Annotated in this window: 11 protein-coding genes; 8 read left to right on the forward strand and 3 right to left on the reverse strand. The window is 61.8% G+C overall.

Annotated features, from left to right (window positions below; all coding sequences use genetic code 11):
• The first annotated feature begins 8 nt into the window (after positions 1–8).
• Together C5689_RS01915 and C5689_RS01920 are read left to right on the forward strand one after the other, a co-directional pair.
• The gene (locus tag C5689_RS01915) at positions 9–1355 is read left to right on the forward strand and encodes a glutamate--tRNA ligase (RefSeq protein ID WP_108915543.1); all 1347 of its coding nucleotides are present in this window, start codon (positions 9–11) and stop codon (positions 1353–1355) included.
• 119 nt (positions 1356–1474) lie between these two features.
• Complete coding sequence (locus C5689_RS01920; protein WP_158271728.1) at positions 1475–2635, forward strand: AIPR family protein; 1161 nt, start codon at positions 1475–1477, stop codon at positions 2633–2635.
• A 73-nt stretch (positions 2636–2708) separates the two neighbouring features.
• Here the strand turns inward: C5689_RS01920 and C5689_RS01925 are convergent, their stop codons facing one another.
• Together C5689_RS01925 and C5689_RS01930 are read right to left on the reverse strand one after the other, a co-directional pair.
• Entirely contained in the window at positions 2709–3047 is a 339-nt protein-coding gene (locus tag C5689_RS01925) for a hypothetical protein (RefSeq protein ID WP_108915544.1), read from the reverse strand.
• A 78-nt stretch (positions 3048–3125) separates the two neighbouring features.
• A complete protein-coding gene (locus C5689_RS01930; protein WP_108915545.1) occupies positions 3126–3788 on the reverse strand; it encodes a phosphoribosylanthranilate isomerase in 663 nt (220 codons plus the stop codon).
• Positions 3789–3894: 106 nt separating this feature from the next.
• On the opposite strand from C5689_RS01930, the gene C5689_RS01935 reads away from it, so the two are divergent.
• The 3 genes from C5689_RS01935 to C5689_RS01945 all read left to right on the forward strand — a co-directional run bounded on the left by C5689_RS01935 (position 3895) and on the right by C5689_RS01945 (position 5733).
• A complete protein-coding gene (locus tag C5689_RS01935; protein WP_167398671.1) occupies positions 3895–4572 on the forward strand; it encodes a MarR family winged helix-turn-helix transcriptional regulator in 678 nt (225 codons plus the stop codon).
• Between the two features lie 134 nt (positions 4573–4706).
• Positions 4707–4943 (forward strand): thioredoxin family protein, encoded by a 237-nt coding sequence (locus tag C5689_RS01940; RefSeq protein WP_108915546.1) that lies wholly within the window; start codon positions 4707–4709, stop codon positions 4941–4943.
• A 100-nt stretch (positions 4944–5043) separates the two neighbouring features.
• Positions 5044–5733 (forward strand): MOSC domain-containing protein, encoded by a 690-nt coding sequence (locus C5689_RS01945; RefSeq protein ID WP_108915547.1) that lies wholly within the window; start codon positions 5044–5046, stop codon positions 5731–5733.
• A gap of 178 nt (positions 5734–5911) precedes the next feature.
• Here the strand turns inward: C5689_RS01945 and C5689_RS18105 are convergent, their stop codons facing one another.
• Positions 5912–7402: a hypothetical protein gene (locus C5689_RS18105; protein ID WP_146188303.1), complete on the reverse strand. Its 1491-nt coding sequence runs from the start codon at positions 7400–7402 to the stop codon at positions 5912–5914.
• A gap of 176 nt (positions 7403–7578) precedes the next feature.
• On the opposite strand from C5689_RS18105, the gene msrB reads away from it, so the two are divergent.
• The 3 genes from msrB to C5689_RS01965 all read left to right on the forward strand — a co-directional run bounded on the left by msrB (position 7579) and on the right by C5689_RS01965 (position 11739).
• A complete protein-coding gene (msrB, locus tag C5689_RS01955) occupies positions 7579–7989 on the forward strand; it encodes a peptide-methionine (R)-S-oxide reductase MsrB (RefSeq protein ID WP_108915549.1) in 411 nt (136 codons plus the stop codon).
• Positions 7990–8672: 683 nt separating this feature from the next.
• Positions 8673–10397 (forward strand): formate--tetrahydrofolate ligase, encoded by a 1725-nt coding sequence (locus C5689_RS01960; protein ID WP_108915550.1) that lies wholly within the window; start codon positions 8673–8675, stop codon positions 10395–10397.
• A 148-nt stretch (positions 10398–10545) separates the two neighbouring features.
• Entirely contained in the window at positions 10546–11739 is a 1194-nt protein-coding gene (locus tag C5689_RS01965; RefSeq protein WP_036293367.1) for an aminotransferase class V-fold PLP-dependent enzyme, read from the forward strand.
• Positions 11740–11838 lie beyond the last annotated feature (99 nt).

Consider the following 11838-nt stretch of genomic DNA (forward strand, 5'->3'; position numbering starts at 1 on the left):
GTTTGCTCATGACCACTCCGATCGTTCGCTTCGCGCCCTCGCCGACCGGCCGCATCCATATCGGCAATGCGCGTCCGGCCCTGCTGAACTATTTGTACGCCCTCTCCCACCATGGAAGATTCGTGCTGCGATTCGATGACACCGATTTCGCCCGCTCGCGCGAGGAGTTCGCGCAGGCGATCGAGGTCGATCTCGCCTGGCTCGGCGTGCGGCCGGATGTGGTGGTGCGGCAGTCGCAGCGCGTCGCGCGCTATGAGGCGGCGGCGGCGCGCCTCGAGGCGGCCGGCCTGCTCTATCCCTGCTACGAGACGCCGGAGGAATTGGAGAAGCGCCGCAAATTGCAGCAGGCGCGCGGCCTGCCGCCCGTCTATGACCGCGCCGCGCTGAAGCTCTCGCTCGAGGAGCGAGCGCGGCTCGCGGCGGAGGGGCGCAAGCCGCATTGGCGTTTCAAGCTGCCGGACGGCGTCGTCGAATGGCGCGATCTCGTGCGCGGCGATTGCGCGATCGATTGCGCCACTCTGTCCGATCCGGTGCTGCTGCGCGAGGACGGCAGCTTTCTCTACACGCTCCCTTCCGTGGTGGACGACATAGAGCTCGCCATCTCCCATGTGATTCGCGGCGAGGATCATGTGACCAATACCGCGGTGCAGATTCGCCTGTTCCAGGCGCTGGCGCCGGAGCGGCCGGCTCCGATCTTCGCGCATCACAATCTTCTCGTCGGCGGGACCGGCGAGGCGCTCTCCAAGCGCACCGGCTCGCTCGCCATCGCCTCGCTGCGGGAGGAGGGCTATGAGGCCCTCGCCGTGGCGGCGCTCGCCGTGCTCACCGGCTCCTCGGACAGCGTCCATGCGGTCCGCTCGCTCGGCGATCTCGCGCATTCATTCGATCTCGCGCATCTCTCGCGCAACGCCGCGCGCTTCGATCCCGCCGATTTGGGTCCGCTCACTCATCGCACTCTGGCGTTATTGGACTATGACGACGTCCGCGAACGGCTGGAGGCGCATGACATCGTCGGCTTCAAGGCCGAGCCTTTTTGGCGCGCGGTGCGGGGGAATTTGACGCGCTTCGCCGATGTGCTGGACTGGTGGCGCGTCGTCGAGGGCGAGATCGCGCCGATCCGCGAGGATGCGGAGTTTTTGGCCGAGGCGCTGGCGCTGCTGCCCGCCGAGCCCTGGGACGAGGCGACATGGTCCGGCTGGACCAGCGCCGTCAAGGCGGGCACGGGCCGCAAGGGCAAGGCGCTGTTTCATCCATTGCGCGTCGCGCTCACGGGCGCGGAGAATGGGCCGGAACTATCGCTGCTGCTGCCGCTGATCGGCCATGCGCGGGCGACGGCGCGGCTGTCGGGAGCTTGACGGCTACACGACCTTGACGTTGCCAGTTCAGGGATGCTCTAATCTTGATGACGACTCGTTGTGGTTGCCCAGGCGGGCACGCCTTTTGTAGACGGTCGTCGGAAAACAAGGAGATTACCATGGCTTCGATCGAAAAGTCTCGCGATTACCTTTTCCCCTATCTTAGCTGCCGAAATATCAGCGCGCCCGAGGACGATCGGCAAAGTCGAAAGGTTTACGCGGGACACGCGCCCTCAACGTCGGTTCTTGATCTTGAAGACAATGAAAACGTTAGAGAGTATTTGGTTGATGCGAAGGGTAAACAGAAAAGGACTCCGACGCTCGTTCATCAGGCAATTCGTAAGACGTTGCGGGACACGCCGGATCAATTCAGTATCCTAAACGGCGGAATGGTGATTGTTGCGCGTGGAGCAGTTGTCGATGACAAGGAAAAAGTGATACGACTAAAGCATCCAAGTATTATTAACGGCTCGCAGACCCAGGGGGAATTACGGCGTTATTTTGAGCAAGCAAATGGGACTCCCGATGATGTTCCTAGTGTTAAGTATGAGCTCATTGTAACGGATGATGATGACCTGATTGCAGAGATTTCTATTGCGCGAAATTTCCAAAATGATGTGCGCGCTATTTCGATCGCGGGCAGACGCGGACAGCTCGATGACTTAGAGCGTGCGGTCCGCTTGGCTGTGCCGAACGCGAAGCTAAGAAAATCGGAAACGGATCTAATTTCTGACGGGGAGTTTCTCGATACGGAGAAACTAATTCAGGTTATATTCGCATTGCTGCCTGCGCAGATATTGGGCCAAATAGACCCACAGATCGAAGCATCGAACAAGGTTTTTACTTACAGTCAAAAAACTAGATGCTTGAAGCTGTTTCAGAAGATCGTAGAGGATGGGCCCGGTGAGGTGTATGACTGTTGTCTTGACTTGGCGCCGATAGCGTGGAAATTGTACGAAAAATGGAAGAGTCATCAGGGATTTCGCGGTACCCGTATTCGCTCAATAGAGCGTGATAATGGGGAGATCGTGGAGGTTCCGGACGGTGTGATCTTCCCGATTTTGGCCGCGCATTCAGCTTTCGTGGGGCGGGCGAAGCGTGGAACATGGGTAATAAACAAGCCAACGGAATTTAGCGACAATGAACTTATAGAGTCTGCTAAGCAGGCGTACATGGACATAGCCGCCCATAACCCGCAAACGATGGGAAAAAGTAAGGCCTGCTATTCAACGCTTTTCCGGATCACAAATATTTATGCTCGGCTAAGTGCTAGAGTCTAGACCACAAATTTTTCGCGGATGGCGATAGCCTTTACGAATGCTCGCCTGAGTTATATAACTCAGGCGAGTTCTCTCAAAAACACCGCACCTGCGCCTCGGCCTGGGCGCGGCGCAACTCCTCCAGCGCCTCCTTGGCGAGGCGCGAGTTACGGAACAGCGAGCCGATCTGCCCGACTTGCTGATCCATGCTGGCGACCGTCTCGGCCGAGACATAGCGCTCATAGGGCAATAGGGAGGCGACGATGTCGATGGAACAGGAGCATTGTTCCAGCGCCTGCCGCGAATCGCCATTGGCCTTCATGCAGCCGAACACATAATCCGCCCGCGCCGAGGTCGGATAATCATTGAGATCGGCGGCGCGCGCCGGAAGCGCGGCGGCGAGGGCGAGCAGAAACGCGGCGGGACGGAGCATGAGGGTCGATCCTGCGAGAGGCGAATGACCTTTCTGGCCTAGCGCAGAGAGGCGACGGCTCGCAAGCGCGATCGCGCGTCAGCTCTCGTCCGCCGCGCGCACGGCGCGCATGAAATCGCGCAGCGCCGTGAGGTCGAGCGCGCCATTTCGCCGTACCCCGGAACATACGTCGACGCCGAAGGGACGGACGCGCCGGATCGCCTCGCCGACATTGCCGGCGTCGAGGCCGCCGGCGAGGAAGACGGGCCTCGGGCTCGCCGCGACGAAAGCCGCGCTGATCGACCAATCGTGGGTGCGGCCGGTGCCGCCGAGTTCCGGCGTGGCGGCGCCGGGGCGGCCCGAATCGAGCAGAAAGGCATGAACGAAGGGGCTGTAGGCCGGAACGAGATCCAGCGCCTGCGGGCCTTCTACATGAATCACCTGAACGCGCCTTATGTGCGGCCGAAGCCTCGCCAGTTCCGCGGCGTCGCCGGCGGCGATGTGAGAGACAATCTGCACCGTCGTGGGCCTGGTGCGATCGATATGGGCGGCGATCGACGCGGCGCTCGTTTCGCTGGTGAGGAGAAAGGTCGAGATCGCCGGCGGAGAGGCGGCGGCGATATCGGCGATCAATTCGTCGGCGATGGGGCCGGGTCCCGAGGGCATGGCTGCGACGAGTCCGAGCGCATCCGCTCCGGCGCTGATCGCCAATTCCGCTTCGCGCGGCGATCCGATGCAGCAGATTTTAACTCTGGTTCTCATCTTATTTCCCGCCGTGCGGCGCTATCATGTGGCGCCGGAGCCCGGCGGTCACGCCGCTGTCCAGCCGGCGCTTGACAAAAATAATTAGGAATCCTAATTAAATTCCATGACGCCCTTCGACGCCATCACGACCCCTCTGCCCCGTCGCTTGCGGGAAGGACTCGACCGCATCGCCGCCGCAATGCGCGCGGACGAATGGGGCGTGGCGGAAGAGGCCGGGCTCACGCCGACGCAGCTTCACGCGCTCACCTTCGTCGCGGGTCGCGGCGACGCAGGGATGCGCCTGCGCGCCGTCGCGGAACATTTGGGCGTCACCCAGCCGACGGCCACCGACTCCATCGCGGCGCTCGTCCGCAAGGGGCTCGTGATCAAGCTCCCCGATGCGCAGGACAAGCGCGCCGTCGCCATTCGCGTGACGCAAGCGGGCTGCGACGTGGTCCGCGCCATTGGCCTCGCCATGACCTCCGCCGAACGCGCGCTGGAGACGCTCTCGCCGCAAGAGCAGCAGACGCTGCTCGATCTGATCATCAAGACCATTCGCGCCTTGCAGCAAGCGAAGGCCATTCCGCCGCAACGCCTCTGCGTCACCTGCCGCCATTTCCGCCCCTATGCGCATGAGGACGCGGAGCTTCCGCATCATTGCGCGCTGGTCGACGCCGCTTTCGGCGGCCGCCATTTGCGACTGGATTGCGCCGAGCACGACCCGGCCCCGCAACCGGCCCGCGAGGCGGCTTGGAGCCTTTTCGCGCGTCGCGCGCCGGAGCCCGCCGGCCCTGGAGCATAGATAGGATGAATCGCAGCTTCTCGAGACGCAGAGGGCCGCGGCGTCGCCGTTCCAAGCCCCAGGCGATCTCGCAGAAAGCCGGCGCCCCGCATGAGACGGGCGCGCCGAAACCACGAGAGAGGAGGACCAAGGCCATGGCGACGAAAGCGACATTCTATCACGCGGGATGTCCGGTTTGCGCCGATGCGGAGACCGCATTCGCCAAAGCGCTCGACCCGAATGTCTTCGACGTCGAAATCGTGCATCTCGGCGAGGACAAGGCGCGGCTCGGCGAGGCGGAGGCGGCCGGCGTCAAATCCGTGCCCGCCTTCGTCATCGACGGGCGCGCCTATCACATCAATTTCGGCGCCGATCTCGCGGCGCTGAAGTAATTCTGGACGACCCCCCGCCGATGTCACTTCGGCGACTCCGAAACTTGCCTCGCCGGGCGTCGCTCGCGCGAGGCCTTTTCGCGGACGAGGCTTTTCGACCATGTCGCCGTCGATCGAAACCATGTTCGCCGCCGCGGCGCTCGTTCCGCTCGGCCCGCGCGACGCGCCGAGCGGCATCGTCAAAAGCGCCGCTGCGCCGCCCTGGCGCATTGGTCGCGACGGTCTTTCGGGCGACCGCCAGGGCGATCTGCGCCATCACGGCGGGCCGGAGAAGGCGCTGCATCATTATCCGCGCGACCATTACGATCAATGGGCGAAGGAAGGGCCCGAGCTGGTCGGGGCGCTCGCCGCGCCGCCGGCCTTCGGCGAGAATATTTCGACGCTCGGCGTCACCGAGAGAGACGTCTGCGTCGGCGACGTCTTCGCCTTCGGCTCGGCGCTGTTGCAGGTGAGCCAGGGGCGTCAGCCCTGCTGGAAGCTCAACGCCCGCTTCGCGCGGCCGGATATGGCGCGGCGCGTGCAGACGAGCGGGCGCACGGGCTGGTATTATCGCGTGCTGCGGGAGGGCGTCGCCGAGCCGGGCGATCGTCTGGAGCGCATCGAGCGGCCGCTGCCGGACTGGCCCTTGTCGCGGCTCAACGAATTGCTCTATCGGCATATGCTCGATCGCGACGCGCTGGCGCAAATGGCCGAGCTGCGCGAGCTCGCGCCCTCATGGCGGGAATTGGCCGCACGGCGCCTCGCGCGCGGCGTGGTCGAGGATTGGACGACGCGTCTCGTTGGCGGGTGAACGCCAGGCGCGGCCATGTCGCGGTCGAGCAGCAGCACACTATAGCCCTGCTCAGCGAGCAGCCCCCCGGCGGAGAGGTCGCCTAAGTCAGAGCGGATCACCACCGTGTGAAGCGTTGGACATGTGGATATCGCTCACCTCCCGAAGGCGCCGACCAAATTGATCTTCTCATCTTGGTTCAACAACTGCTTTTCGCCAGTGCGATCAATTCGGAAAGCATCGCGGTCAGTCTATGGTGCAGGAAATGGCCGTCCATCGCAGCTTGGTGACGTAATTTCATGCCTTCCGCGCCTCCCGCGTCGAAGGCGGCAATCGCGGCACGGGTAGCGGCGCGCAGAGATTCGATATTGTCTGGAATATAAGAGACGATCGGAAACGCGACTTGCGCGGCGGCATCGAAGCAACGCGACAGATCGGGCAATCCATGAGGCACGATCGGAACGGCCCCCACCGCCAGAGCGTCGAAGACGCGGGCCGGAACGTCATTGTAGATCGGATTGCAGACAATGGCTTTGAATCCGGCGATCTCGTTGAATCTATCCTGGTTGGTCGCGTGCAGAAATTTATTTTCGTGGACGGGGACGACGTTGATCCGGTTCGGTTGTAGCGCCTCCGAGGCTTGCTGCAAAAAGCCGTCTCGCAGGCTACAACGGCCCGCGTAAGAATTGAAACGCCCATACAATTCGTTCGAGCGAGGCAGAGATGAAATTTGATCAAAGTAAAACTTTACTTCGTCGGATGACCACTGAAACACGCAGCAGGGCGTCACCGAGCTGACGATCGCGCGACCGCCATGCAGATAGGTTTGACCATTTGAATGTGCAGGAATCACAATATCGAAATTTTGCGCTACTCCCGTACTGAAGCTGAACAAGTGGTGATTGTCCCATAGCCAGCAAGCAAGCAAAAATGGAGGATCTGATAGGAATTCGTAACAATTATAAAGCTCATGTTGTAAAAAATTATTGTTGGTAATATATACATCTATACTTGAATTAGATTCACTATTTCGAAGATTCGAAAGAGACGTCATTTCAAATCGAACATCGACTCGGTGATCTTCCCAAAGTTTCCGAACGACCCTTTCTAAATCTGGGAAGTCCATAGCGAAAAAATTCATCCCGATGGATATCGTAGATTTTTTTAGCAGTGATAATTTTGCGATGCGTCTTCTATCTTGCCCATTTCGTCTGGTGGATACGTATCTACAGTATAAATCCCAGTTGATCGTATCCACTTTAAATTGCAATATTTGTTGCTGGCCTATTCTATCGGGCGTCTCGCTCGGATGAGCGCCATATCGACAAGTGAATTCGTCGGAGTGAAAAAGCGCGCTGGCGAGCTTGGCTGGGTTGAGCGGAGTCTCGCTCATCCAGAGGTTCGTTTCCTCGATCGTCGGCTCACGTTCGAGCACGATCCGATAGGCCCGATCGATGAAGTCGGGCTCCGGCGTCATCAAAAGATCGAAGCCGTCGTTCACGAATTCCGGGCAGCGAGGATTTCTCGCCTCGAATTCGGCGCTGTTGGCGATTTTCGGCCGCAGCAAGGCGAGTTCTACGTTCTTCTTTCTTTCCCATTCGGAGGGCAATCGACCCAAACCGAGAAGATAAATGAATTCTTCGTCCGACAGAGGAGCAAAGGTCTCAGAATAATTTTTCGAATTAGCCATTTTTCCCTCTTGTTCGCTGCAAGAGCGCGAATCCTGCCGACGAGTCGTCGGACTACGGACTCGTTATTTATCTCAATCGGAACCACAGTCGCAATGTTTACCGAGCTCAATGCGCCGCGAACGCGGCGCAATCCATGCTATGTATCTCGACAAAGGATCGCCCGGAGGAATTGACCATGGTCCAATCCGATGACGCCCCATTCCCCGTCACCCGCACCGAGGAAGAATGGCGGGCGCGGCTCACGCCCGACCAATATGTCGTCATGCGCCGCCATGGCACCGAGCCGCCCGGAAGCTGCGCGCTCGAGCATGAGAAGCGTCCCGGCGTCTTCGCCTGCGCCGGATGCGATCAGCCGCTCTTCGCCACGCGCCAGAAATTCGCGAGCGGCACCGGCTGGCCGAGCTTCTTCGATCCGCTCGACGGCGCCATCGGCACCTCGGTCGATCACTCGCATGGGATGACCCGCACCGAGGTGCATTGCAGCCGCTGCGGCTCGCATCTCGGCCATGTGTTTCCCGACGGGCCGCCGCCCACCGGCCTGCGCTATTGCATCAACGGCCTCGCTCTGACTTTTTTTCCAGAGTGACGAACGGGCGGGCGCTATCCCATTCGTCGAGCGACCCTTCCCTCCCCCGCTCGAAGGGGTACGGGTAGGTCGTGGCCGTTTTTCCATGCCGCCTCGGCCCCGACTTTGGGGCGAGGCTGGATGGACGCGCGAGGCGATTCCGGCGCGCAAAGATCGATTCAGCCGGCAAAACACCGGCCGCCGGCCTTCCTGCGCCCACGACCGGCGACAGGCGGCGGCTCCTCTGAACGGATAGGGCCCGGGTAGGCCGAAGGCCCCGGCTATTGGAATGTGCGAAGAAAATGCGAGACGTCGCCGAACGAAGAGGAGAGCGTCGCGATCGCCCGAATTGTGCGGAAACCATGGGCGATCGCGCGCGATAATTTCGCTTGACGAGGAAATTCTATCTCTCCATAGCCACAGGGCCGCGGATTTAAAATCGACGTTTTGCGGGCGAGGACGACCTCGCGCAGAGCCCGACATCCGCTAGCCGTGAATCTTGCGCCGGCCGTGGTTCTTGATGAAACTATCGGTAGGTTCTAGTTTCACGAGACAATGACGGCGGAGATCGGGCGCTTCCCGATTTCGGCCCGACGGTCGTTGGCTGCGCGCGCAGCAATTCCACTGCGCGGAACGAGGCCATTCGGCCCGGATAAATCTTCGAGGGCGGACGCAACGCTTTCTGCGAGGGGAGAGAAATTGTAATGTCCGATACGTCCATCCCGGCCAGCGGGAAAGGCAACCAGCATCTTTCTCCCAAATCCGATATCGAGATCTCCCAAGCGGCGTCCATGCGTCCGATCGTCGACGTCGCGCGTGAGAAGCTCGGCATCCCCGCCGAACATGTGTTGCCTTACGGACATTACAAGGCGAAAATCTCCCTCGACTATCTCAGCTCCCTGCAGGACCGCCCGGACGGCAAGCTGATCCTCGTCACCGCCATCACGCCGACGCCCGCCGGCGAAGGCAAGACGACCACCACGGTCGGCCTCGGCGATGCGCTCAATCACATCGGCAAGAAGGCCATCATGTGCCTTCGTGAACCGAGCCTCGGCCCCTGCTTCGGCGTGAAGGGCGGCGCCGCCGGTGGCGGTTATGCACAAGTCGTGCCGATGGAGGACATCAACCTCCATTTCACCGGCGACTTCCACGCCATCGGCGCGGCCAACAACCTGCTCTCCGCGCTCATCGACAATCACGTCTATTGGGGCAATTCGCTCGGCATTGACCCGCGCCGCATCTCCTGGCGTCGCGCCGTGGATATGAACGACCGCTCGCTGCGCTCGATCGTCTCCTCGCTCGGCGGCGTCGCCAATGGTTTTCCGCGTGAGGACGGCTTCGACATCACCGTCGCCTCCGAGGTGATGGCGATTTTCTGCCTCGCCACCAGCCTCGAGGATCTTCAGCGCCGGCTCGGCGACATCATCGTCGCCCAGACGCGCGACAAGAAGAACATTCGCGCCTCCGAGCTGAAAGCGCAGGGCTCGATGGCCGCGCTGCTGAAGGACGCCATCGCGCCCAATCTGGTGCAGACGCTCGAGAATAATCCGGCCTTCATCCATGGCGGGCCTTTCGCCAATATCGCCCATGGCTGCAATTCGGTCATCGCCACCAAGGCGGCGCTGAAGCTCGCCGATTATGTGGTGACGGAAGCCGGCTTCGGCGCCGACCTCGGCGCGGAGAAGTTCTTCGACATCAAATGCCGCAAGGCGGGCATCAAGCCGGACGTCACCGTCATCGTCGCGACAATTCGCGCGCTGAAGATGCATGGCGGCGTCGCCAAGGACGATCTGAAGGTCGAGAATGTCGCGGCGCTGGAGAAGGGCTTCGCCAATTTGAAGCGCCATATCGCCAATGTGCAGAAGTTCGGCGTGCCGGTGATCGTCTCCGTCAACCGCTTCAGCACCGACACGCAGGCGGAGATCGAGCTGCTGCAGAAGCTTTCTGAGGCCGAGGGCGTCGATTGCGTGCTCGCCGATCATTGGGGCTCGGGCGGTCCGGGCGCGGCGGAGCTCGCCCATAAGGTCGTCTCGACGATCGAGGCGAAGCCGTCGCAGTTCAAGCCGCTCTACGCCGACGATCTGCCGCTGGTGGAAAAGGTGCGCACCATCGCCCGCGAGCTCTACGGCGCCTCGGACATCGCGCTCGATCCTTCGGTGAAGACGCGCTTCGCGGAGCTGGAGAAAGAGGGCTTCGGCCATCTGCCGGTCTGCATCGCCAAGACGCAATACAGCTTCTCGACCGACGCCAACGCCAAGGGAGCGCCCTCGGGTCATGTGATCCCGGTGCGCGAGCTGCGGCTGTCGGCGGGCGCGGAATTCGTCGTCGTCGTCTGCGGCGACATCATGACCATGCCGGGCCTGCCCAAGGTTCCCGCCGCCAACAATATCGAGGTCGGCGCGGACGGGCGGATCGCCGGCCTGTTCTAGAGCGCTCTTTGCTCGAACGATCTCGTTCGAGCGATCAGAGCCCGCTCTGAGCGCGGCCGCCGCGGGAAGAAGCAACGGGCGCCGGGCCTCGTTCCCCGCGTCCGACCAAAACAAACTCGAACCGATGAGCTCGAAGGGAGCCCAAGACATGTCGAATTCCAGAATTCCGGGCCGCAATTTTCTGTTCGTTCCCGGCCCGACCAATATTCCGGACCGTATCCTGCGCGCGATGAATGTCGTTTCCGAGGACCACCGTTCGCCGAAGTTCCCCGAGCTGACGCTGCCGCTGTTCACCCAGCTCAAGAAGGTCTTCAAGACCGAGACCGGCCAGGCCTTCATCTTCCCGGCTTCGGGCACCGGCGGCTGGGAAGCGGCGATCACCAACACTCTGTCGCCCGGCGACAAGGTCATCGCGCAGCGCTTCGGCCAGTTCACCCATCTGTGGATCGACCTCGCCAAGCGCATCGGCCTCGATGTGATCGAGCAGGACGAGGAGTGGGGCGTCGGCAACAATCCCGACCGCATCGAAGAGACGCTGAAGGCCGACAAGAATCACGAGATCAAGGCCGTCTTCGCCACGCATAACGAGACCGCCACGGGCGTGACCTCGGACATCGGCGCTGTGCGCAAGGCGATCGACAACGCCAAGCATCCGGCGCTGCTGTTCGTCGACGGCGTGAGCTCGGTCGGCTCGCTGGACTTCAAGCAGGACGAGTGGGGTGTCGACGTCGCCGTCTCCGGTTCGCAGAAGGGCTTCATGCTGCCGGCGGGCCTCGCCCTCCTCAGCGTCAGCCAGAAGGCGCTGAAGGCCGGCGAGACCGCCAAGCTGCATCGCGCCTATTTCGACTTCCAGGATCATGTGAAGGCGAACGCCACCGGCTACTTCCCCTACACGCCGGCGCTGCCGCTGCTCTACGGCCTGCGCGAGTCGCTCAATGTTCTGTTCGAGGAAGGCCTCGATCAGGTCTATGCGCGTCATCACCATCTCGCCGAGGGCGTGCGCGCCGCGGTCGCAGCCTGGGGCCTCAAGCCCTGCGCCAAGGAAGCCAAGTGGAACTCCGACACTGTGACCGCCATCGTGGTGCCGGAAGGCTTCGACGCCGCCAAGGTCATCGAGATCGCCTATAAGCGCTACAATCTCGCGCTCGGCGCCGGCCTCAACAAGGTCGCCGGCAAGGTGTTCCGCATCGGCCATCTCGGCGACCTCAACGAGCTGATGCTGCTCGGCGCCATCGCGGGCGCGGAAATGGCGATGCTCGACGTCGGCATTCCGGTCACGGCCGGCAGCGGCGTCGCGGCGGCCCAGGCCGTCTATCGCGCCAATCCGATCCTCCAGGCCTGATGATTCGCGGCCTCGCCCTCGCGAGGGCGAGGCCGCTTCTTCAAAACGAGAGGCGACGTTTCGACGTCGCAAAATGTCGAGCCGAAACGGCCGAGCGAC

Origin of the sequence: Methylosinus sporium (genome assembly GCF_003113265.1) — a bacterium.
GTDB lineage: Bacteria > Pseudomonadota > Alphaproteobacteria > Rhizobiales > Beijerinckiaceae > Methylosinus > Methylosinus sporium.

Bases quoted from the DNA above. Each gene is read 5' to 3' on its own strand.
- C5689_RS01935 (WP_167398671.1), top strand. From the start codon at position 3,895: ATGACGCCCTTCGACGCCATCACGACCCCTCTGCCCCGTCGCTTGCGG.
- C5689_RS01930 (WP_108915545.1), bottom strand. From the start codon at position 3,788: ATGAGAACCAGAGTTAAAATCTGCTGCATCGGATCGCCGCGCGAAGCG.
- C5689_RS01915 (WP_108915543.1), top strand. From the start codon at position 9: ATGACCACTCCGATCGTTCGCTTCGCGCCCTCGCCGACCGGCCGCATC.
- msrB (WP_108915549.1), top strand. From the start codon at position 7,579: ATGGTCCAATCCGATGACGCCCCATTCCCCGTCACCCGCACCGAGGAA.
- C5689_RS01965 (WP_036293367.1), top strand. From the start codon at position 10,546: ATGTCGAATTCCAGAATTCCGGGCCGCAATTTTCTGTTCGTTCCCGGC.
- C5689_RS01945 (WP_108915547.1), top strand. From the start codon at position 5,044: ATGTCGCCGTCGATCGAAACCATGTTCGCCGCCGCGGCGCTCGTTCCG.
- C5689_RS18105 (WP_146188303.1), bottom strand. From the start codon at position 7,402: ATGGCTAATTCGAAAAATTATTCTGAGACCTTTGCTCCTCTGTCGGAC.
- C5689_RS01960 (WP_108915550.1), top strand. From the start codon at position 8,673: ATGTCCGATACGTCCATCCCGGCCAGCGGGAAAGGCAACCAGCATCTT.
- C5689_RS01920 (WP_158271728.1), top strand. From the start codon at position 1,475: ATGGCTTCGATCGAAAAGTCTCGCGATTACCTTTTCCCCTATCTTAGC.
- C5689_RS01940 (WP_108915546.1), top strand. From the start codon at position 4,707: ATGGCGACGAAAGCGACATTCTATCACGCGGGATGTCCGGTTTGCGCC.
- C5689_RS01925 (WP_108915544.1), bottom strand. From the start codon at position 3,047: ATGCTCCGTCCCGCCGCGTTTCTGCTCGCCCTCGCCGCCGCGCTTCCG.